This is a genomic window from Streptomyces sp. HUAS CB01 (assembly GCF_030406905.1).
Taxonomy (GTDB): Bacteria; Actinomycetota; Actinomycetes; order Streptomycetales; family Streptomycetaceae; genus Streptomyces; species Streptomyces chengbuensis.
Map to the genome: position 1 here is coordinate 4,665,761 of NZ_CP129137.1, position 20,277 is coordinate 4,686,037.

Here is a 20,277-nt window from a genome sequence, read left to right on the forward strand (position 1 = left end):
GATGGCGAAGAAGGCTCTGATTGCCAAGGCTGCTCGTAAGCCCAAGTTCGGTGTGCGTGCGTACACCCGCTGCCAGCGCTGCGGCCGTCCGCACTCCGTGTACCGCAAGTTCGGCCTCTGCCGCGTGTGCCTTCGTGAGATGGCTCACCGTGGCGAGCTGCCGGGCGTGACCAAGAGCTCCTGGTAGTCCCCGCATTCGCGGGATTACCAGAGGCTCTCGGTAAGCAACGGGTCGGCGGGGCCCTCCCTCACATGCCGTAGGCTTGTGGGGTTGGGCGCCCGCCGCCCTGAACGACTTACTACGCCGTAGGTCCCCGCGCCGCACCCGTCCCGCCCCTGTGCGGGGAGAGGGATGGCGCATACAGGAAACCCCGGCGAGAGAGGCCGAAGGCCAATTCATGACCATGACTGATCCGATCGCGGACATGCTGACCCGTCTGCGTAACGCGAACTCGGCGTACCACGACTCCGTGACGATGCCGCACAGCAAGATCAAGTCGCACATCGCGGAGATCCTCCAGCAGGAGGGCTTCATCACGGGCTGGAAGGTCGAGGACGCCGAGGTCGGCAAGAACCTCGTCCTCGAGCTGAAGTTCGGCCCGAACCGTGAGCGCTCCATCGCGGGCATCAAGCGGATCTCCAAGCCCGGTCTCCGGGTCTACGCGAAGTCCACCAACCTGCCGAAGGTGCTCGGCGGCCTGGGCGTGGCCATCATCTCCACGTCGCACGGGCTCCTCACCGACAAGCAGGCCAGCAAGAAGGGTGTGGGCGGGGAAGTCCTCGCCTACGTCTGGTAGTCGGGAACGGAGGAGAAGAACAATGTCGCGTATCGGCAAGCTCCCCATCTCGGTTCCCGCCGGCGTGGATGTCACCATCGATGGCCGTACGGTCCAGGTGAAGGGTCCCAAGGGCTCCCTGACCCACACCGTTGCCGCGCCGATCGAGATCGCGAAGGGTGAGGACGGCGTCATCAACGTCACCCGCCCCAACGACGAGCGTCAGAACAAGGCCCTGCACGGCCTGTCCCGCACGCTGGTGGCCAACATGATCACCGGTGTGACCCAGGGATACACCAAGGCGCTCGAGATCAGCGGTGTCGGTTACCGCGTTGCCGCGAAGGGCTCCAACCTGGAGTTCCAGCTCGGCTACAGCCACCCGATCCTGGTGGAGGCCCCCGAGGGCATCTCCTTCAAGGTCGAGTCGCCGACCAAGTTCTCGGTCGAGGGCATCGACAAGCAGAAGGTCGGCGAGGTCGCCGCGAACATCCGCAAGCTGCGCAAGCCCGACCCGTACAAGGCCAAGGGCGTGAAGTACGCGGGCGAGGTCATCCGCCGCAAGGTCGGAAAGGCTGGTAAGTAAGCCATGGCATACGGCGTGAAGATTGCCAAGGGCAAGGCCTACAAGGGCGCTTCCCTGAAGCGTCGCCACATCCGCATCCGCAAGAAGATCTCGGGTACGGCGGAGCGTCCGCGTCTCGTCGTCACCCGGTCCAACCGCGGGATCACCGCTCAGGTCATCGACGACCTCAAGGGCCACACCGTGGCGTCGGCGTCCACCCTGGACGCTTCCATCCGCGGCGGCGAGGGCGACAAGTCGGCGAAGGCGAAGCAGGTCGGCCAGCTCGTGGCCGAGCGTGCGAAGGCCGCCGGCGTCGAGGCTGTCGTGTTCGACCGTGGCGGCAACCAGTACGCCGGGCGCATCGCCGCCCTGGCCGACGCCGCCCGCGAAGCCGGGCTCAAGTTCTGAGCCGGTTCCGTAGCTAGCGGAATAGAGAGAGGTAAATCCAATGGCTGGACCCCAGCGCCGCGGCAGCGGTGCCGGTGGCGGCGAGCGGCGGGACCGGAAGGGCCGTGACGGCGGCGCTGCTGCCGCCGAGAAGACCGCGTACGTTGAGCGCGTTGTCGCGATCAACCGCGTCGCCAAGGTTGTGAAGGGTGGTCGTCGCTTCAGCTTCACCGCGCTGGTCGTGGTGGGCGATGGTGACGGCACCGTGGGTGTCGGTTACGGCAAGGCCAAGGAGGTGCCGGCCGCCATCGCCAAGGGCGTTGAGGAGGCCAAGAAGCACTTCTTCAAGGTCCCCCGTATCCAGGGCACCATCCCGCACCCGATCACGGGCGAGAAGGCCGCGGGCGTCGTCCTGCTCAAGCCTGCTTCCCCCGGTACCGGTGTTATCGCCGGTGGCCCGGTGCGTGCCGTGCTCGAGTGCGCCGGCGTTCACGACATCCTGTCGAAGTCGCTCGGCTCGTCCAACGCGATCAACATCGTGCACGCAACGGTGGAGGCCCTGAAGGGTCTGCAGCGTCCCGAGGAGATCGCGGCCCGCCGCGGTCTGCCGCTCGAGGACGTCGCCCCCGCCGCTCTGCTTCGTGCGCGTGCCGGTGCGGGAGCGGGTGCGTAATGGCCCGCCTCAAGATCACGCAGACGAAGTCGTACATCGGCAGCAAGCAGAACCACCGTGACACGCTGCGTTCGCTTGGCCTGAAGAGGGTCAACGACGTGGTCGTCAAGGAGGACCGCCCCGAGTTCCGCGGAATGGTGCACACCGTCCGCCACCTCGTGACGGTCGAGGAGGTCGACTGATCATGGCGGAGCAGAACCCGCTGAAGATCCACAACCTCCGTCCCGCCCCGGGCGCCAAGACCGCCAAGACCCGTGTGGGTCGTGGTGAGGCGTCGAAGGGTAAGACGGCCGGTCGTGGTACCAAGGGCACGAAGGCCCGCTACCAGGTTCCGGAGCGCTTCGAGGGTGGCCAGATGCCGCTCCACATGCGCCTCCCGAAGCTGAAGGGCTTCAAGAACCCGTTCAAGACCGAGTACCAGGTCGTGAACCTGGACAAGCTCGCCGCCCTCTACCCCGAGGGTGGCGAGGTCACGGTCGCCGGTCTGGTCGCCAAGGGCGCGGTTCGCAAGAACCAGCTCGTCAAGGTGCTCGGCCAGGGCGAGGTCTCCGTGGCGCTGCAGGTGACGGTCGACGCCGTCTCCGGCTCCGCCAAGGAGAAGATCACCGCCGCCGGCGGCACCGTCACCGAGCTCGTCTGAGACGAGCCGATGGCCTGAACACCAACCGGGGATGCTCTGAAACGGGGCATCCCCGGTTGGTCGTTCCAAGGGGGGCACACTCGCCGGTAAGGTGGCGTGCGTTGTTGCTGTTATACCCGGGGGGTGACCCCCACGCCGTGACGGAGGCCCAGCGGGCCACCGGAGCGGTTGCTGTCTCATACGAATTCGTCGAACCTCAAGACCGTCACCTCTGACGCTTTGCGCGGGGGTCGCAGGAGGCACCGTGCTCACCGCGTTCGCCCGGGCGTTCAAGACGCCCGACCTGCGCAAGAAGCTGCTCTTCACGCTCGGCATCATCGTGCTGTACCGGCTCGGCGCACACATCCCGGTGCCCGGTGTCAGCTATGAGAACGTCCAGATCTGTGTGGACCAGGCCTCGAAGAACAACAGCAGCCTCTTCGGCCTCGTCAACATGTTCAGCGGCGGAGCCCTGCTGCAGATCACGATCTTCGCGCTCGGCATCATGCCGTACATCACGGCGAGCATCATCCTGCAGCTGCTGACCGTGGTGATCCCGCGTCTGGAGGCCCTCAAGAAGGAGGGTCAGTCCGGGACCGCGAAGATCACGCAGTACACGCGTTACCTCACGGTCGCGCTGGCCGTGCTGCAGGGCACCGGCCTGGTGGCCACGGCCCGCAGCGGTGCGCTGTTCTCCGGCTGCCAGGTGGCCAACGAGATCGTCCCCGATCAGTCGATCTTCGTGACCGCCACGATGGTGATCACCATGACCGCCGGCACGGCCGTGGTCATGTGGCTGGGCGAGCTGATCACGGACCGCGGCATCGGCAACGGCATGTCCATCCTGATGTTCATCTCCATCGCCGCCGGCTTCCCCGGCGCGCTGTGGGCCATCAAGGAGAGCGGCAAGCTCGCCAAGGGCTGGATCGAGTTCGGCACGGTCATCCTGATCGGCTTCGTGATGGTGGCGCTCGTCGTCTTCGTCGAGCAGGCCCAGCGCCGCATCCCGGTCCAGTACGCGAAGCGCATGATCGGCCGCAGGTCGTACGGCGGTACGTCCACATACATCCCGCTCAAGGTGAACCAGGCGGGTGTGATTCCCGTCATCTTCGCCTCGTCGCTGCTCTACATCCCGGCGTTGATCGCGCAGTTCTCGAACTCGAACGCCGGATGGAAAACCTGGATCGAAGCGCACTTCGTCAAGGGTGACCACCCCTACTACATCGCGACGTACTTCCTTCTGATCGTGTTCTTCGCCTTCTTCTACGTGGCGATCTCGTTCAACCCCGAGGAAGTCGCGGACAACATGAAGAAGTATGGTGGCTTCATCCCGGGTATCCGGGCTGGTCGACCTACCGCCGAGTACCTGAGCTACGTGCTCAACCGGATCACCTGGCCGGGCTCGCTGTATCTGGGTCTGATCGCTCTTGTGCCGACGATGGCGTTGGCCGGCTTCGGTGGTGCCAACCAGAACTTCCCGTTCGGTGGCACCAGCATCCTCATCATCGTGGGTGTCGGTCTCGAGACCGTGAAGCAGATCGAGAGCCAGCTCCAGCAGCGCAACTACGAAGGGTTCCTCCGCTGATGCGAATCGTCCTCGTCGGGCCGCCCGGTGCGGGCAAGGGAACGCAGGCCGCGTTCCTTGCCAAGAACCTGTCGATCCCGCACATCTCCACGGGCGACCTGTTCCGGGCCAACATCAGCAAGGGCACGGACCTGGGCAAGCAGGCCAAGGCGTACATGGACGCCGGCAACCTGGTGCCGGACGAGGTCACCATCGGGATGGCCCGGGACCGGATGGCACAGCCGGACGCCCAGAACGGTTTCCTGCTGGACGGCTTCCCGCGGAACGTGTCGCAGGCCGAGGCGCTCGACGCGGCGCTGGCGTCGGACGGTGTGAAGCTGGACGCCGTGCTGGACCTGGAGGTCCCCGAGGACGAGGTCGTCAAGCGGATCGCGGGCCGCCGCATCTGCCGGAACGACAGCGCACACGTCTTCCACGTCACCTACAGCGCCCCGAGGACCGAGGGTGTCTGCGACGTCTGCGGCGGCGACCTGTACCAGCGCGACGACGACTCCGAGGAGACCGTGCGCAAGCGGCTCGAGGTCTACCACACGCAGACCGAGCCGATCATCGACCACTACCGGGCCCAGGGCCTGCTGGTGACCATCTCCGCGCTCGGCAAGGTCGACGAGGTGACCGAGCGCGCGATGGAGGCTCTGCAGAAGGACCGGGCCGCCCAGGCCTGACCCGCAGTACCTCCGACCGGATCGCATACGGCCGCGGTGTCCCCAGGACGCCGCGGCCGTATCGTTGATTACCCAGGCATCACGCCGAACCACTCTCCGACTCTGAAAGGCGCCGGCCCCCATGGTGCAGATCAAGACCCCCGAGCAGATCGCGAAGATGCGTGAGGCGGGGCTGGTCGTCGCCGCCATCCACGCGGCGACCCGTGAGGCGGCGGTCCCCGGCGCCACGACGAAGGACCTGGACGAGGTCGCCCGCCAGGTGATCGCCGACCACGGGGCCAAGTCGAACTTCCTGGGGTACGGCGGTTTCCCCGCCACCATCTGCACCTCGGTGAACGAAGTGGTCGTCCACGGCATCCCGGACGGGAAGACGGTTCTCAAGGACGGGGACGTCATCTCGATCGACGCCGGGGCGATCGTCGACGGCTGGCACGGCGACGCGGCGTTCACCGCCTTCGTCGGCGGCGGTCACGCCCCGGAGCTGATCGAGCTCTCCCGGGTGACCGAGGAGTCCATGTGGGCCGGTATCGCCGCCATGAAGAGCGGCAACCGGCTGGTCGACGTCTCCCGGGCGATCGAGACCTACATCCGCCGCCAGCCGAAGCCGGGCGGCGGCCGGTACGGGATCATCGAGGACTACGGCGGCCACGGCATCGGCACCGAGATGCACATGGACCCGCACCTGCTGAACTACGTCAGCCGCAAGCGCGGCAAGGGCCCGAAGCTGGTCCCCGGCTTCTGCCTGGCGATCGAGCCGATGGTGTCGCTCGGCACCCCGCACACCGAGGTGCTCTCCGACGACTGGACCGTGATCACCACGGACGGCACCTGGTCCTCGCACTGGGAGCACTCGGTGGCGCTGACGGAGGAGGGCCCGCTGGTGCTCACGGCCGTCGACGGCGGCCGGGCGAAGCTGGCGGAGCTGGGCGTCACGGCCGCGCCGGACCCCCTGGCCTGATCCGGGGCGCGCGGGCACACCCGAGGGCGGGGGCTGCGGGGGAGACCCGGCGGCCCCCGTCCTGCTTAAGGATCTCTCACCTTGGGCAAACTCCCCGGATTCGTCTTTTCCAGGGGCCTGACGTAGACTGATGCGTCGGCTCGCGTGTACCCGTATGTCCGCTTGCGGTCGAAGGGCGACAAGAGCCGATCAAGGTAGCCGATTCGAAGGGCGAAGCGTGGCCAAGAAGCAAGGTGCCATCGAGATCGAGGGCACCGTGATCGAGTCCCTGCCGAACGCCATGTTCAAGGTGGAGCTCCAGAACGGTCACAAGGTCCTCGCGCACATCTCCGGCAAGATGCGGATGCACTACATCCGAATCCTTCCGGACGACCGGGTCGTCGTGGAGCTCTCTCCGTACGACCTGACGCGTGGGCGGATCGTCTACCGCTACAAGTAGATCTTGCCCTCACCCCCTCCCGGGGGTGCTGGCACTGACCCGGAGAACCTCACATCCCATGAAGGTCAAGCCGAGCGTCAAGAAGATCTGCGACAAGTGCAAGGTGATCCGCCGCCACGGCCGGGTCATGGTCATCTGCGACAACCTGCGCCACAAGCAGCGCCAGGGCTGACGCACGCCGACCTGCACCTCGCAGATCCTCGCGCGACGCGAGCAACACACGTTCACCAGCAGGGCCCGCCCAGTCCGCAAGGACCGGCGGCACCTCCGGCGGGGGCCGGGGACCGGGACGTACCACCTCTCCTTCGGGAGGGGTCGGCGGCCCGGGACGGTTCTGCTGCAGACCCCCGAACACCACAGGAGCCATTGAATGGCACGCGTTTCCGGTGTTGACATCCCGCGCGACAAGCGCGTGGAGGTCGCACTCACCTACGTCTTCGGCATCGGCCGCACCCTGGCGAAGGAGACCCTCGCCGCGGCCGGTGTGAACCCGAACACCCGCGTTCGTGACCTGGCCGAAGAGGACCTCGTCAAGATCCGCGAGTACGTGGACGCCAACCTCAAGACCGAGGGTGACCTCCGTCGCGAGATCCAGGCCGACATCCGCCGCAAGGTCGAGATCGGCTGCTACCAGGGTCTGCGTCACCGCCGCGGTCTGCCGGTCCACGGCCAGCGCACCAGCACGAACGCCCGTACCCGCAAGGGTCCGCGTCGCGCCATCGCCGGCAAGAAGAAGCCGGGCAAGAAGTAGTCCTCAGCAGGACGCTCTACCAGCGGTCTTCGCTGTAGGACCGACCACCTCCACGGGAGAAATACATGCCCCCCAAGGGACGCCAGGGCGCCGTCAAGAAGGTGCGCCGCAAGGAAAAGAAGAACGTCGCTCACGGCCACGCGCACATCAAGAGCACGTTCAACAACACGATCGTCTCGATCACGGACCCCAGCGGCAACGTGATCTCCTGGGCCTCCGCCGGCCACGTCGGCTTCAAGGGCTCGCGCAAGTCCACCCCCTTCGCCGCGCAGATGGCCGCCGAGTCGGCCGCCCGCCGCGCGCAGGAGCACGGCATGCGCAAGGTCGACGTGTTCGTCAAGGGTCCGGGCTCCGGCCGTGAGACCGCGATCCGTTCCCTCCAGGCCACCGGCCTCGAGGTCGGCTCCATCCAGGACGTCACCCCGACGCCGCACAACGGCTGCCGTCCCCCCAAGCGCCGCCGCGTCTGACGCGTCGCCGCTGCACGGCTGACCCCGAGCGCGACGCGTCCCGCGCGTCACGCCCGGTCCGAGGCTTCGGGCGGTACGGCCCCTCGTGGGACGTACCGCCCGTACCCTTGCAGTACGCAGTATTCGAAAGCCGGGCCTGGGCCCGGTCGAGTCGGGCGTCAAATAGCGGGCGCCCATGACTGAAGGATCACAGACATGCTGATCGCTCAGCGTCCCTCGCTGACCGAAGAGGTCGTCGACGAGTACCGCTCCCGGTTCGTGATCGAGCCGCTGGAGCCGGGCTTCGGCTACACCCTCGGCAACTCCCTCCGCCGTACGCTCCTCTCCTCGATCCCGGGCGCGGCCGTCACGTCCATCCGGATCGACGGCGTCCTGCACGAGTTCACCACCGTGCCGGGTGTCAAGGAGGACGTCACCGACCTCATCCTGAACATCAAGCAGCTGGTCGTCTCCTCGGAGCACGACGAGCCGGTCGTGATGTACCTGCGCAAGCAGGGTCCGGGTCTGGTCACCGCCGCCGACATCGCGCCCCCGGCCGGTGTCGAGGTCCACAACCCCGACCTGGTCCTGGCCACGCTGAACGGCAAGGGCAAGCTGGAGATGGAGCTGACCGTCGAGCGCGGTCGCGGCTACGTCTCCGCCGTGCAGAACAAGCAGGTGGGCCAGGAGATCGGCCGGATCCCGGTCGACTCCATCTACTCGCCGGTGCTGAAGGTCACGTACAAGGTCGAGGCGACCCGTGTCGAGCAGCGCACCGACTTCGACAAGCTGATCGTCGACGTCGAGACCAAGCAGGCCATGCGCCCGCGCGACGCCATGGCGTCGGCCGGAAAGACCCTGGTCGAGCTGTTCGGCCTGGCCCGCGAGCTCAACATCGACGCCGAGGGCATCGACATGGGTCCGTCCCCGACGGACGCCGCCCTGGCCGCCGACCTGGCGCTGCCGATCGAGGAGCTGGAGCTCACGGTCCGCTCCTACAACTGCCTCAAGCGCGAGGGCATCCACTCCGTGGGTGAGCTCGTCGCCCGCTCCGAGGCCGACCTCCTCGACATCCGCAACTTCGGTGCGAAGTCGATCGACGAGGTCAAGGCGAAGCTGGCCGGCATGGGCCTGGCCCTCAAGGACAGCCCGCCCGGATTCGACCCGACCGCCGCCGCCGACGCCTTCGGCGCCGACGACGACGCGGACGCCGGTTTCGTCGAGACCGAGCAGTACTAGTCGCCTCCGGCGGGGACGGGTGCGGGCGAGGCCCGTTCCCCGTCCCCGCCGGAACGACGGCTCCCCGGCCCCGGGCCCGCGGATCCCTGCTCCGGCCGGGACCGGCGGGCCTCCCGGGTGCCCGGGCGGCACACGGTGCGGAGCTTCCTCGCACCACAGGCTCCGTCCAGGGGCCGGAACGCTGGACCCCGGGTGCGCCCGGACAGCGGGCGGAAGCCCGCGCGACACCGACTTCCCCCGGGACCCCCGGGGGTGCGCGAGGGGCGGGAGCCCGTCGCACAGGCTGACACCGGTACCTGATACGGCCGGTGCAGATCATGAGGAGAAACACCATGCCGAAGCCCGCCAAGGGTGCCCGTCTGGGCGGCAGCGCCGCGCACGAGAAGCTGCTGCTCGCGAACCTCGCGAAGTCGCTCTTCGAGCACGGCCGCATCACCACGACCGAGGCCAAGGCCCGCCGCCTGCGTCCGGTCGCGGAGCGTCTGATCACGAAGGCGAAGAAGGGCGACATCCACAACCGTCGCCTGGTGCTGCAGACGATCACGGACAAGGGCATCGTCCACACGCTCTTCACCGAGATCGCCCCGCGCTACGCCGAGCGTCCGGGTGGCTACACCCGGATCACCAAGATCGGCAACCGTCGTGGTGACAACGCCCCGATGGCCGTGATCGAGCTCGTCGAGGGCGAGATCGCGAAGAAGGCCACCGTCGCCGAGGCCGAGGCCGCCACCAAGCGTGCGGTCAAGGAAGCCGACGAGGCCAAGGCCGAGGAGACCAAGGCCGAGGACGCCGCCGAGGCTCCGGCCGAGGAGTCGAAGGACGCCTGAGGCGTTCCGAGACGGCTTTACGGCTGACGGACGGGCCCGTCCCCCTTTGCTGGGGGCCGGGCCCGTCCCGTTGACAGGACCTGAGAGGCAGAACGAGACGTGAGCGATGACGTGAGGCCCGGCTTCGTCCGGGTACGGCTGGATCTGTCCTACGACGGCAGGGACTTCTCGGGCTGGGCCAAGCAGACGCGTGGGCAGCGGACGGTCCAGGGCGAGATCGAGGACGCGATCCGTACGGTCACGCGTTCGCAGGACACCTACGAGCTGACCGTCGCCGGCCGCACGGACGCCGGTGTGCACGCCCGCGGCCAGGTCGCGCACGTCGACCTGCCGCAGGACCTCTGGGCCGAGCACCGGGAGAAGCTGTTGCGGCGGCTGGCGGGCCGGCTGCCCCACGACGTCCGGGTGTGGAAGGCCGAGGAGGCTCCCGCCGGCTTCAACGCCCGCTTCTCGGCGATCTGGCGGCGCTACGCCTACCGCGTCACCGACCACCCGGCCGGCGTCGACCCGCTGTTGCGCGGTCATGTGCTGTGGCACGACTGGCCGTTGGACCTGGACGCCATGAACGCGGCGGCCGAACGGCTCCTCGGGGAGCACGACTTCGCCGCGTACTGCAAGAAGCGCGAGGGCGCCACCACCATCCGGACGCTCCAGGAGCTGCGCTGGGAGCGCGACGCGTCCGGGATCCTGACCGCGACCGTGAAGGCCGACGCCTTCTGCCACAACATGGTCCGGTCGCTCGTCGGCGCGATGCTCTTCGTCGGTGACGGACACCGGCCGGCGGACTGGCCGGCGAAGGTCCTGGCCGCCGGGGTCCGCGACTCCGCGGTCCACGTCGTACGGCCGCACGGGCTGACGCTGGAGGAAGTCGGCTACCCCGCCGACGAACTGCTGGCAGCCCGGAACCTGGAGGCACGGAACCGGCGCACGCTCCCGGCCCGTGGCGCGGGGGCGGCCGGCTGCTGCTGAGCCGGGACTGCCGCTCAGTCCTTCGCCCACGTCCCGAGGAGGCCCGACAGGGCCTTCGCCGCCTCCTTCGCCTCGGGGCCGCCGCCTCTGGCGTCGGGAGCGAGTTCCACATGGACGAACGTGGTGTGCCGGCGCTGGGCCTCCCTGCCCTGGACGTTCGTGGTGCCCTCCAGGGGACACCGCGCGGACCAGCCACGGCAGACGCGGAGTCCCTCCGCCGCCATGCGGTCGGCCAGGGCCGCGACCTCGCCGGGCGCGCTCTCCGCGGCGCCGGTGGAGATCACGGCGTCGTAGGGGCGATCGGACGACTCGGCGAAGCCGTGCAACTGGACGCCGGGCACACCGCGTTCCTGGAGTTCCCGGACGATGGTGTGGAAGGCGCTGTCCTCGCGGTGCGCGACGTCCGCCGCGTCCCCGCGGCCCGCTTCGCGGTGGGCGCCGGCCAGCACCAGGGCGCCGCCGGGAGTGTCCTCCAGCAGTCGTACCCCGAGCGATTCGGTGTCCCGGTCGGCCACCGGGTGCGGCACCTGCGCACTCCAGCGGACGCCGGAGTCGGCGCTGACGTAGAGGCGGCCCCAGCGGGCGCTCCTGCCCGGGCGGAGAGCGGCGACCTCGTCGTATCGCCGACCGGAGTCGGTGTCCGTCAGGCGGGTGATGCCCAGGCCGATGGGAGCGAGCAGCCGCTCGGCCTCCCTCGCGTCGCCCGCGAGAAGACGGCCGACGCCCTTGGCCAGCTGTTCGCGCTGCCGCTCGTCGGGAGCCGCGTACGGCGTGTCTGGACCGAACTCCGCCGTGTGGGAGAGCGAGGAGCTGCTGGAGTACCTGGCCGAGCTTCCGGCGGACGAGAGCGACGTCACTTCCGGGGCGGAGGCACCGCACCCGGTCTCGGCCGCGGTTCACCAGCCCGCGCGCCTGGACCCGTTCGCCCCGTACCCCGCGGCCTACGAGGAGCGCTATCAGGCCTCCCAGACGCAGGAGATCCCGGTGGTCAGGATTCCGGCACAGCCGTCCGGGCCCTACGCCGGCGAGAAGGAGAAGTGGTTCAAGGACTGGTACGCCGAGAACAGGGACAGCAAGGAGGACGACGTCTTCGCCTTCGCCTTCCAGTACGTGGCCGGCGCACCCCAGAAGAAGGACGGGCAGGGCATCGCCTTCCGCGGTGACGCGAACTTCGGTCCGCTGAACACCTCGGGCGCCGAGGGCGGCGATCTGCGCCTGGAGCAGTCCGACTTCTACGACTACCTCGGCGTCCCGTACCCCTTCCGGGACGGCGCCACCGGCTCGCCGGAGGCCATGCGTGCGCGCTCCCTGGACTGCTCGGGATACCTGCGCATGGTGCTGGGCTACCGGGCGCGCTATCCGCTGATGTCCTCCGACAAGTCCGGCGACGGTCTCCCGCGCACCGCCAACGACATGGCCCGCTCGAAGCGGGGTGTCGACGTGCTGCCCCTCACCGGAGTGTCGGTGAAGGACCGCCCGTCGGCCATCGACCAGCTCCAGCCGGGCGACCTCGTCTTCTTCAAGCTCGACGCGCGCACCAACGAGCGACTGGACCACGTGGGCATGGTGCTCGGCTACGACACCGAGGGCCACCTGATCTTCGTCTCCAGCCGCGAGGAGGTCAACGGGCCCACCATCGGCGACATCGGCGGCGCCTCCCGTCTGGACGGCAACGGCTACTACGCGAAGACGCTGCGCAGCGCCAAGCGCCTGTGACGTGACACGGGCCGGGGCGGCGCGCCCGTGCCGGCCCCGTGTCGCGGGGCGTCAGCCGACACTCGGGGCGGCGCCCCGGGAGCGGCCCTGTCGTCAGCCCGCCGGGGCGGTGGCCGCCGCGGACGCCTGCAGCTCGCCGCGGCGCACGATCTGGCGGAACGTGAACTCCGCGAGGTCGTCGCCCGGCTGGAACGCCTTGGTGTCGCCCTTGGTGACGGACTTTCCGCTGAGGTAGCCGGTGGCGGTGAAGTAGGCGTACCGGCCGTAGGAGTTGCCCACGAAGCGGCACACCGGCCCGCCCTTGCAGAAGGCGGCGACGCCCGAGCCGGCGAGCGGGGCGATGCTGCGGGCCGACTGCTTCACGGCCGCCTGCGCCTGCGCCTCGGTGGGGAAGACGGCCACGCCGATGGTGACGGCCACGCCGTCCTTCGTGTAGGTGGCGCGGATGACCTGGTCGCAGCCGTGCGAGCGGAGCGCCGCGCCCAGCGACGCCTGGGTCGCGGAGGCGCAGTTCGTGGTGCGGGCCGTGGGGCCCTTGGCGTAGACCCGGTCGCCCATCGTGAGCTTCTTCCCCGGGAAGAGGGTGTCGGCGCTCAGTGGCGCGGTGTCCTTCTTCGCGCTGGAGATGAAGTCCTTGGGGTCGGGCGGCGGCGGGGGCGCGACCGTGGAGAACGACGGCTCCGGCTGCGTGGTCTGGTTCGGCAGCTCGGGAGCCGTCGGCAGGTCACTGGCGTTCTTGCCGGAGGGGGCCGCGTCGTTGGTGAAGACCACGGCCGTGGCCACGATCGCGGCGACGGCCGCGGTCGCGACACCGCCCGCCCCGATCAGCAGCCACCTCTTGCGCCGCGCCCGCGCGGCGGAGGCATCCGCCAGCGCCGCCCAGTCGGGTGTCGACGACGACGACGCCGGTGGCTCTCCGTACGACTGGTACGGCTGCCGCGGCTCCTGCGGCCACTGCGATCCCCCAAAGCTCATGCCGCGCATCCTAAACCTGTTGGGCGTGAGCATGCCCTGCGGTGACAATGCCCACCATGGGACATCTCGAGGCCGCGCATCTGGAGTACTTCCTCCCGGACGGGAGGGTGCTGCTCGGCGACGTGTCGTTCCGGGTGGGCGAGGGTTCGGTCGTCGCCCTGGTCGGGGCGAACGGCGCGGGCAAGACGACGCTCCTGCGGCTGCTGTCCGGTGAGCTGAGGCCGCACGGCGGCACGGTGTCGGTGAGCGGCGGCCTCGGAGTGATGCCGCAGTTCGTGGGTTCGGTGAGGGACGAGCGCACGGTCCGGGACCTGCTGGTCTCGGTGGCGCCGCCCAGGATCAGGGACGCGGCCCGGGCGGTCGACGAGGCCGAGCACCTGATCATGACCGTCGACGACGAGGCCGCGCAGATGCGGTACGCGCAGGCGCTCAGCGACTGGGCCGAGGTGCAGGGGTACGAGGCCGAGACGGTATGGGACATGTGCACCACGGCCGCGCTGGGCGTCCCCTACGAGAAGGCCCAGTGGCGCCTGGTGCGCACGCTGTCCGGCGGCGAGCAGAAGCGGCTGGTGCTGGAGGCGCTGCTGCGCGGCCCGGACGCGGTGCTGCTGCTCGACGAGCCGGACAACTATCTGGACGTACCTGGCAAGCGCTGGCTGGAGGACCGGCTGCGGGAGACCCGCAAGACCGTGCTCTTCGTCTCGCACGACCGGGAGCTGCTGGCCAGGGCCGCCCAGAAGATCGTGGCCGTGGAGCCGGGCCCCGCGGGCAGCGACGTCTGGGTCCACGGCGGCGGTTTCGGCACCTTCCACGAGGCGCGGCGGGAGCGGTTCGCGCGCTTCGAGGAGCTGAAGCGGCGCTGGGAGGAGGAGCACGCCCGGTTGAAGGCGCTGGTCCACAAGCTGCGGCAGCAGGCGGCGATCAGCCCCGACATGGCGTCGCGGTACCGGGCGATGCAGACGCGGTTCAGGAAGTTCGAGGAGGCCGGGCCGCCGCCGGAGCCGCCGCGCGAGCAGGACATCCGGATGCGGCTGCGCGGCGGCCGAACCGGGGTGCGGGCCCTGACCTGCGAGAACCTGGAGCTGACGGGGTTGATGAAGCCCTTCTCGCTGGAGGTCTTCTACGGCGAGCGGGTCGCGGTGCTCGGCTCGAACGGCTCGGGCAAGTCGCATTTCCTGCGGCTGCTCGCGGGCGAGGACGTGGCCCACACGGGGACGTGGAAGCTGGGCGCCCGGGTGGTGCCCGGCCACTTCGCCCAGACGCACGCCCACCCGGAGCTGCTCGGGCGCACGCTCGTCGACATCCTGTGGACCGAGCACGCCAAGGACCGCGGCGGCGCGATGAGCGCCCTGCGCCGCTACGAGCTGGAGCGCCAGGGAGACCAGACCTTCGACCGGCTCTCGGGAGGGCAGCAGGCCCGCTTCCAGATCCTGCTGCTGGAGCTGCGGGGCACGACCGCGCTGCTGCTGGACGAGCCGACCGACAACCTGGACCTGGAGTCCGCGGAGGCGCTGCAGGAGGGCCTGGAGGCGTACGAGGGCACGGTGCTCGCGGTGACGCACGACCGCTGGTTCGCCCGTTCCTTCGACCGCTTCCTCGTCTTCGGCTCGGACGGAGTGGTCAGGGAGGCGCCGGAGCCGGTCTGGGACGAGCGCAGAGTGGTCCGGGCGCGGTAGGGCGGGGCCCCGGCCGCCGTGGCCGGGCCGCGCCGACCGGGCCGGGGGCGTTTTGACCCGTGCGGGGGAGCACGGGTATTCTGCTGGTTCGTTATGCGTATTGGCTTGCTCTATCTCACGTGAGGGGCCCTTACGCCGGTTCACCGGGCCGATGACCAGCGGCATGCACTCGGGTTGCGTCCCCGATGTGCGGCCAGGGCTGTCGTGATCGTCCGGGTGGCCTTGTCAGGACCCCGTCCTCTGTGCTTTCACGAGCCGGAGGATCCCCATCACTGAAGAAGCGAAGGCTACGACCGTGCGTACGTACAGCCCCAAGCCCGGCGATGTGACGCGCCAGTGGCACGTCATCGACGCCCAGGACGTCGTCCTGGGTCGTCTGGCCACCACCGCTGCCACCCTCCTGCGGGGCAAGCACAAGCCGATCTACGCGCCCCACGTCGACGCTGGTGACTTCGTCATCATCATCAACGCCGACAAGGTGCACCTGTCCGGCAACAAGCGGACCCAGAAGATGGCGTACCGCCACTCCGGCTACCCGGGTGGCCTGCGCTCCGTCCGCTACGACGAGCTGCTCGACAAGAACCCCGAGAAGGCCGTCGAGAAGGCCGTCAAGGGCATGCTGCCCAAGAACTCCCTGGGCCGTCAGATGCTCTCGAAGCTGAAGGTCTACGCGGGCGAGAACCACCCGCACGCTGCCCAGCAGCCGGTCCCGTTCGAGATCACCCAGGTCGCGCAGTAAGTCCGGCCACCCCCTAAGACGAACAGAATCTGAGGAGCATCGTGGCCGAGACCACCACCGAGACCCCGCTCGAGGGCGAAGAGACCTACGCCGAGGTCACCACCTTCGAGTCCGAGACCCCCGTCGAGGGCGAGTACACGAGCGAGTCGCTCGCGTCCCGCTTCGGCGAGCCCCAGCCGGCCGCCGGCCTGGGCCGCCGCAAGAACGCCATCGCCCGCGTCCGCATCGTGCCGGGCACCGGCAAGTGGACGATCAACGGTCGCACCCTCGAGGACTACTTCCCGAACAAGGTGCACCAGCAGGAAGTCAACGAGCCCTTCAAGGTGCTCGAGCTCGACGACCGCTACGACGTCATCGCCCGCATCGCGGGTGGCGGCGTGTCCGGCCAGGCCGGCGCCCTGCGCCTCGGCGTGGCCCGCGCGCTGAACGAGGCGGACGTGGAGAACAACCGCGGCGCGCTGAAGAAGGCCGGCTTCCTGCGCCGCGACGACCGTGCGGTCGAGCGGAAGAAGGCCGGTCTGAAGAAGGCCCGCAAGGCCCCGCAGTACAGCAAGCGCTAATCGCCTGCTCGCCTGTACGGCTACGTTCGCCCCGGCGGCACTCGGTGCCGCCGGGGCGTTCCGTATATCGGCCCCGGGGCGACCCCCCGGGGTGACACGGCCCCGTACCCCCGGCGTATAACGGCACGGGGGACCCCGCACCCTTGCGCAGGTACACCACGGGGCTTGCGTTTTCGGAGCACAATCGGAGGACACCAGTGGGACGACTCTTCGGCACGGACGGTGTGCGCGGTGTCGCGAACGCGGATCTGACGGCGGAGCTGGCGCTCGGTCTGTCGGTCGCGGCGGCGCACGTGCTCGCCGAGGCGGGCACGTTCGAGGGCCATCGGCCGACGGCGGTGGTCGGGCGTGATCCCCGCGCGTCCGGGGAGTTCCTGGAATCCGCCGTGGTGGCGGGCCTGGCGAGCGCGGGCGTGGACGTCCTGCGGGTCGGTGTGCTGCCCACCCCGGCGGTGGCGTACCTCACCGGCGTGCTCGGCGCCGACCTCGGCGTGATGCTCTCGGCGAGCCACAACGCCATGCCGGACAACGGCATCAAGTTCTTCGCGCGCGGCGGTCACAAGCTCGCCGACGAGCTGGAGGACCGCATCGAGGCCGTGTACGAGGAGCACCGCACGGGTGCGCCGTGGGACCGCCCGACCGGCGCCGGCGTGGGTCGCGTCCGGGACTACGACGAGGGCTTCGACAAGTACGTCGCCCACCTCATCGGCGTGCTGCCGAACCGGCTGGACGGGCTGAAGGTCGTTCTCGACGAGGCGCACGGCGCCGCGGCCCGGGTCTCTCCCGAGGCGTTCGCGCGGGCCGGTGCCGAGGTCGTCACGATCGGCGCCGAGCCGGACGGCCTCAACATCAACGACAACTGCGGTTCGACCCACCTCGGCCTGCTGAAGGCCGCCGTCGTCGACCACGGGGCCGACTTCGGCATCGCCCACGACGGCGACGCCGACCGCTGCCTCGCCGTGGACGCCGAGGGCAACGAGGTCGACGGCGACCAGATCCTCGCGGTGCTGGCGCTCGCCATGCGCGAGGCGGGCACGCTGCGCGGCAACACCGTCGTCGCCACCGTGATGTCGAACCTGGGCTTCAAGCTGGCGATGGAGCGCGAGGGCGTCGAGCTGGTGCAGACGGCCGTCGGCGACCGCTACGTGCTGGAGTCGATGAAGGAGCACGGCTACGCCCTGGGCGGCGAGCAGTCCGGCCACGTCATCGTCCTCGACCACGCCACCACCGGCGACGGCACGCTCACCGGACTGATGCTGGCGGCCCGCGTCGCCGCGACCGGCCGTTCCCTGGCCGAGCTGGTCCGTGTCATGGACCGCCTTCCGCAGGTCCTGGTCAACGTCCCGGACGTCGACAAGTCGCGTGTCTCGTCGTCGGCCGAGCTGGCCGCCGCGGTCACCGACGCCGAGCGGGAGCTCGGCACCACCGGCCGGGTGCTGCTGCGCCCCTCCGGCACCGAACCGCTGGTCCGGGTCATGGTCGAGGCCGCGGACATCGAGCAGGCCCGCTCGGTGGCCGGCCGGCTGGCCGACGCGGTCAAGTCCGCACTCGGCTGACGCGGGACTCCCCGGCCCGCCGTTCGGGGGAACGGCGGGTGTCGTGGCCCGGGGCCCGGAGGCGCGGCTCGTACGTTCGGCTGGCATGACGTACGGATCAGCTGACCGCGTGTCCGGGCCCAGCCGTCGCGCCGCACTGGCCGGGCTCGTCGGCGGGGCCGGGGCGGCCGTCCTGGCCGGGTGCACCTCGCCGGGGGCGAAACCCGCGAACGCGCCCACGCCGAGCGGGGCCCGGTCGCCCCAGGCGCCGGCGGACGACCCGACGCCCGGGGCGATGACCCTGTTCAAGGACCCGGCCTTCAACTTCAACGGTCTCCTGGCGCTCGGCGGGTCCGGCGCCGGCAGCGCGGAGGTGGGCGAAGTCCTCACCGCCGTGAACGCCATCAACAAGGCGGGCCTCTCCTCGCAGACGTACGTCGAGACCTTCCGCAAGCTCGGCGACCAGCTGATGGAGCCGCCGGAGGGCAGCAAGCCCGACGACCAGACCACCCGCTTCCGCGCGCTACGGGCCGCGCAGTACTACGGCCAGGCGCTGTTCTTCGTGCTGGGCTCGGACGACCCGGGCAGCGAGGAGGACCTGTACAAGGCGGGGCGCGGCGCCTGGGACAAGTTCTGCGATCTGTGCGACCCGGCGCCGGTGAAGGCGAACGTCCCGTACGGCAAGACCCCGCTGCCGGTCTGGTTCTTCCGGCCGGACCCGTCGAACACCCGCCGGCCGACCGTGATCCTCACCAACGGCAGCGACGGACAGAACGTCGACATGTGGACCTACGGCGTCCCGGCCGCCCTGGAACGCGGCTGGAACGCCCTCGTCTACGACGGCCCGGGCCAGGGCCAGTTGCTCTTCGTGGACCAGGTGGTCTTCACCCCGACCTGGGAGAAGGTCGTCGGGCCCCTCGTCGACTGGCTGTCGAAGCGTTCCGACGTGGACGCGTCCAAGATCGGCCTCACGGGGCTGAGCATGGCGGGCGATCTGGCGCCGCGGGCCGCGGCCTTCGAGGACCGTATCGCCGCGCTGGTCGCGATGCCGGGCTGTGTGGATCCGTGGCTGGGCTTCCCCGCGGAGATCCGGCAGATCCTCACCCCGACCAAGGAGGAGACCAACGAGATCTGGAACAAGGAGGTCGTCCCCCAACTGCCCCCGGACGCAGCCGCGACGATGAAGAAGCGCATCGAGCCCTTCTCGATCCCGGCGATGCTCGCGGCCCGCGAGGGCAAGATGTTCACCGACTTCTACACGCCCGCCAAGCGGATCCAGTCGCTGAAGATCACGGACGTCGTGCCGCGCATCAAGATGCCGACGCTCGTGCTCGACTACGAGGACGAGCAGTTCTACCCCGGCCAGCCCCAGCAGATGTTCGACGCCCTGACCGCGCCCAAGGACTATGTGAAGCTCACCGCGGCCCAGGGAGCGCAGCTCCACTGCTCCCCGATGGCGCCGCAGCTGCACTGCGAGGTCGTCTTCGACTGGCTGCAGGGAACACTGGGGTAGTTCCGTCCGGAGTCTCCGGGGCGGGCACGGCACGAGGCCTGGCCCGCCCCCTCGTCGTTCCGGGCTCGGCAGCCCCGGTTCAGTCGCCCCGCAGCAGGTCGAACACGTCGACGGGCGGCGGGAATCGAGGGGCGCAGCCGCGGCAGGCGTAGACGTTCCAGCCGGGGCCGCTCGCGCTGTGGACCTCGTGCACCAGCACGGGCTCGTCCGTGACCTGCTGGCAACGCACGCACATGCGCACGGGCGACGACCGGTCCGGAGAGGTGCCGCCGCTCATACGGCCACCTCGCGGGCGAGGGTGTCACCGAGGTAGGGCCGTACCAGCGCGCTCACGTCCCCGGCGAGCGGACCGTCGAGGCCGTAGGGGCTGCGGTGTGCGGGGAGGGGCGGCGCCGGGCGCGCGACCGGCGCGGGCGGGGGAGCGGGCTCGGGGCCCGCACCCGGGGGGAAGTGCCGGTCCAGCCAACTCCGCAGCCGTGCGGCGAGGCGGGGGATAAGGTCGGTCACGTCATCGGCTCCTTTGGTTCCCTTGTCGGTTGATGGCCACGCCCCGGGACGGCTGCATCCGTCGCCGGGGTGCCTTGTACAGACGCTAGGCAGGACGTTCATAGATGTCTATAGAGAACATGTGATGTAGGTATCTGTGTTCGGACAGCCGTGACTG

Annotated in this window: 27 protein-coding genes; 23 read left to right on the forward strand and 4 right to left on the reverse strand. The window is 69.6% G+C overall.

Features of this window, described 5'->3' with window-relative positions; genetic code table 11:
• The first annotated feature begins 1 nt into the window (after nucleotide 1).
• The 17 genes from QRN89_RS20750 to truA all read left to right on the forward strand — a co-directional run bounded on the left by QRN89_RS20750 (nucleotide 2) and on the right by truA (nucleotide 10,899).
• Nucleotides 2-187, forward strand: coding sequence for a type Z 30S ribosomal protein S14 (locus QRN89_RS20750; protein ID WP_003956452.1), 186 nt, complete (start codon nucleotides 2-4; stop codon nucleotides 185-187).
• A 211-nt stretch (nucleotides 188-398) separates the two neighbouring features.
• A complete protein-coding gene (rpsH, locus tag QRN89_RS20755; RefSeq protein WP_017949652.1) occupies nucleotides 399-797 on the forward strand; it encodes a 30S ribosomal protein S8 in 399 nt (132 codons plus the stop codon).
• Between the two features lie 22 nt (nucleotides 798-819).
• Complete coding sequence (gene rplF, locus QRN89_RS20760; protein WP_093656382.1) at nucleotides 820-1,359, forward strand: 50S ribosomal protein L6; 540 nt, start codon at nucleotides 820-822, stop codon at nucleotides 1,357-1,359.
• 3 nt (nucleotides 1,360-1,362) lie between these two features.
• Nucleotides 1,363-1,746 carry a 50S ribosomal protein L18 gene (gene rplR / locus QRN89_RS20765; protein ID WP_093656380.1) on the forward strand — a complete coding sequence of 128 codons (384 nt, stop codon included), beginning with the start codon at nucleotides 1,363-1,365 and terminating at the stop codon, nucleotides 1,744-1,746.
• A gap of 40 nt (nucleotides 1,747-1,786) precedes the next feature.
• Nucleotides 1,787-2,398 (forward strand): 30S ribosomal protein S5, encoded by a 612-nt coding sequence (gene rpsE, locus QRN89_RS20770; protein WP_093656378.1) that lies wholly within the window; start codon nucleotides 1,787-1,789, stop codon nucleotides 2,396-2,398.
• Nucleotides 2,398-2,580, forward strand: a complete 183-nt coding sequence (gene rpmD / locus QRN89_RS20775) for a 50S ribosomal protein L30 (RefSeq protein WP_071273185.1) — start codon at nucleotides 2,398-2,400, stop codon at nucleotides 2,578-2,580. The genes rpsE and rpmD overlap by 1 nt, the downstream gene beginning before the upstream one ends.
• Before the next feature lie 2 nt (nucleotides 2,581-2,582).
• Nucleotides 2,583-3,038, forward strand: a complete 456-nt coding sequence (gene rplO, locus QRN89_RS20780) for a 50S ribosomal protein L15 (RefSeq protein WP_290350886.1) — start codon at nucleotides 2,583-2,585, stop codon at nucleotides 3,036-3,038.
• A gap of 244 nt (nucleotides 3,039-3,282) precedes the next feature.
• Nucleotides 3,283-4,602, forward strand: coding sequence for a preprotein translocase subunit SecY (secY, locus tag QRN89_RS20785; RefSeq protein WP_093656374.1), 1,320 nt, complete (start codon nucleotides 3,283-3,285; stop codon nucleotides 4,600-4,602).
• Nucleotides 4,602-5,267, forward strand: coding sequence for an adenylate kinase (locus QRN89_RS20790; RefSeq protein WP_290350887.1), 666 nt, complete (start codon nucleotides 4,602-4,604; stop codon nucleotides 5,265-5,267). The genes secY and QRN89_RS20790 overlap by 1 nt, the downstream gene beginning before the upstream one ends.
• A 121-nt stretch (nucleotides 5,268-5,388) precedes the next feature.
• Nucleotides 5,389-6,225, forward strand: coding sequence for a type I methionyl aminopeptidase (map, locus tag QRN89_RS20795; protein ID WP_290350888.1), 837 nt, complete (start codon nucleotides 5,389-5,391; stop codon nucleotides 6,223-6,225).
• Between the two features lie 217 nt (nucleotides 6,226-6,442).
• Nucleotides 6,443-6,664 (forward strand): translation initiation factor IF-1, encoded by a 222-nt coding sequence (gene infA / locus QRN89_RS20800; protein ID WP_003956442.1) that lies wholly within the window; start codon nucleotides 6,443-6,445, stop codon nucleotides 6,662-6,664.
• Nucleotides 6,665-6,722: 58 nt separating this feature from the next.
• Nucleotides 6,723-6,836, forward strand: coding sequence for a 50S ribosomal protein L36 (gene rpmJ, locus QRN89_RS20805; RefSeq protein WP_003956441.1), 114 nt, complete (start codon nucleotides 6,723-6,725; stop codon nucleotides 6,834-6,836).
• Between the two features lie 198 nt (nucleotides 6,837-7,034).
• Nucleotides 7,035-7,415: a 30S ribosomal protein S13 gene (gene rpsM / locus QRN89_RS20810; RefSeq protein ID WP_290350889.1), complete on the forward strand. Its 381-nt coding sequence runs from the start codon at nucleotides 7,035-7,037 to the stop codon at nucleotides 7,413-7,415.
• Between the two features lie 65 nt (nucleotides 7,416-7,480).
• A complete protein-coding gene (rpsK, locus tag QRN89_RS20815; RefSeq protein WP_017949643.1) occupies nucleotides 7,481-7,885 on the forward strand; it encodes a 30S ribosomal protein S11 in 405 nt (134 codons plus the stop codon).
• A gap of 195 nt (nucleotides 7,886-8,080) precedes the next feature.
• Nucleotides 8,081-9,103, forward strand: a complete 1,023-nt coding sequence (locus tag QRN89_RS20820) for a DNA-directed RNA polymerase subunit alpha (RefSeq protein ID WP_003956430.1) — start codon at nucleotides 8,081-8,083, stop codon at nucleotides 9,101-9,103.
• A gap of 332 nt (nucleotides 9,104-9,435) precedes the next feature.
• A complete protein-coding gene (rplQ, locus tag QRN89_RS20825; RefSeq protein WP_290350890.1) occupies nucleotides 9,436-9,930 on the forward strand; it encodes a 50S ribosomal protein L17 in 495 nt (164 codons plus the stop codon).
• A 99-nt stretch (nucleotides 9,931-10,029) separates the two neighbouring features.
• The gene (gene truA, locus QRN89_RS20830; RefSeq protein WP_290350891.1) at nucleotides 10,030-10,899 is read left to right on the forward strand and encodes a tRNA pseudouridine(38-40) synthase TruA; all 870 of its coding nucleotides are present in this window, start codon (nucleotides 10,030-10,032) and stop codon (nucleotides 10,897-10,899) included.
• Between the two features lie 14 nt (nucleotides 10,900-10,913).
• Here the strand turns inward: truA and QRN89_RS20835 are convergent, their stop codons facing one another.
• On the reverse strand, nucleotides 10,914-11,756 hold the full coding sequence (locus QRN89_RS20835; RefSeq protein ID WP_290350892.1) for a hypothetical protein: 843 nt from the start codon (nucleotides 11,754-11,756) through the stop codon (nucleotides 10,914-10,916).
• Here QRN89_RS20835 and QRN89_RS20840 point away from each other — a divergent pair.
• Nucleotides 11,692-12,615 (forward strand): C40 family peptidase, encoded by a 924-nt coding sequence (locus QRN89_RS20840; protein ID WP_290350893.1) that lies wholly within the window; start codon nucleotides 11,692-11,694, stop codon nucleotides 12,613-12,615. The genes QRN89_RS20835 and QRN89_RS20840 overlap by 65 nt on opposite strands.
• A 93-nt stretch (nucleotides 12,616-12,708) precedes the next feature.
• On the opposite strand, the gene QRN89_RS20845 is transcribed toward QRN89_RS20840, so the two are convergent.
• Nucleotides 12,709-13,590, reverse strand: a complete 882-nt coding sequence (locus QRN89_RS20845; protein ID WP_290350894.1) for a hypothetical protein — start codon at nucleotides 13,588-13,590, stop codon at nucleotides 12,709-12,711.
• A 47-nt stretch (nucleotides 13,591-13,637) separates the two neighbouring features.
• Between QRN89_RS20845 and QRN89_RS20850 the strand changes: the two genes are divergently transcribed.
• The 5 genes from QRN89_RS20850 to QRN89_RS20870 all read left to right on the forward strand — a co-directional run bounded on the left by QRN89_RS20850 (nucleotide 13,638) and on the right by QRN89_RS20870 (nucleotide 19,613).
• Entirely contained in the window at nucleotides 13,638-15,266 is a 1,629-nt protein-coding gene (locus tag QRN89_RS20850) for an ABC-F family ATP-binding cassette domain-containing protein (protein ID WP_290353795.1), read from the forward strand.
• Nucleotides 15,267-15,561: 295 nt separating this feature from the next.
• Complete coding sequence (gene rplM, locus QRN89_RS20855; RefSeq protein ID WP_017949632.1) at nucleotides 15,562-16,005, forward strand: 50S ribosomal protein L13; 444 nt, start codon at nucleotides 15,562-15,564, stop codon at nucleotides 16,003-16,005.
• A 41-nt stretch (nucleotides 16,006-16,046) separates the two neighbouring features.
• Nucleotides 16,047-16,565 carry a 30S ribosomal protein S9 gene (gene rpsI / locus QRN89_RS20860; protein ID WP_290350895.1) on the forward strand — a complete coding sequence of 173 codons (519 nt, stop codon included), beginning with the start codon at nucleotides 16,047-16,049 and terminating at the stop codon, nucleotides 16,563-16,565.
• 197 nt (nucleotides 16,566-16,762) lie between these two features.
• Nucleotides 16,763-18,121, forward strand: coding sequence for a phosphoglucosamine mutase (gene glmM, locus QRN89_RS20865; protein WP_290350896.1), 1,359 nt, complete (start codon nucleotides 16,763-16,765; stop codon nucleotides 18,119-18,121).
• 85 nt (nucleotides 18,122-18,206) lie between these two features.
• Nucleotides 18,207-19,613 carry an alpha/beta hydrolase family protein gene (locus QRN89_RS20870; RefSeq protein ID WP_290350897.1) on the forward strand — a complete coding sequence of 469 codons (1,407 nt, stop codon included), beginning with the start codon at nucleotides 18,207-18,209 and terminating at the stop codon, nucleotides 19,611-19,613.
• 79 nt (nucleotides 19,614-19,692) lie between these two features.
• Here QRN89_RS20870 and QRN89_RS20875 read toward each other — a convergent pair whose 3' ends face one another.
• Together QRN89_RS20875 and QRN89_RS20880 are read right to left on the reverse strand one after the other, a co-directional pair.
• A complete protein-coding gene (locus QRN89_RS20875) occupies nucleotides 19,693-19,890 on the reverse strand; it encodes a hypothetical protein (RefSeq protein WP_290350898.1) in 198 nt (65 codons plus the stop codon).
• Nucleotides 19,887-20,120: a hypothetical protein gene (locus tag QRN89_RS20880; RefSeq protein ID WP_290350899.1), complete on the reverse strand. Its 234-nt coding sequence runs from the start codon at nucleotides 20,118-20,120 to the stop codon at nucleotides 19,887-19,889. Before QRN89_RS20880 ends, QRN89_RS20875 begins: the two co-directional genes overlap by 4 nt.
• Between the last annotated feature and the right edge of the window lie 157 nt (nucleotides 20,121-20,277).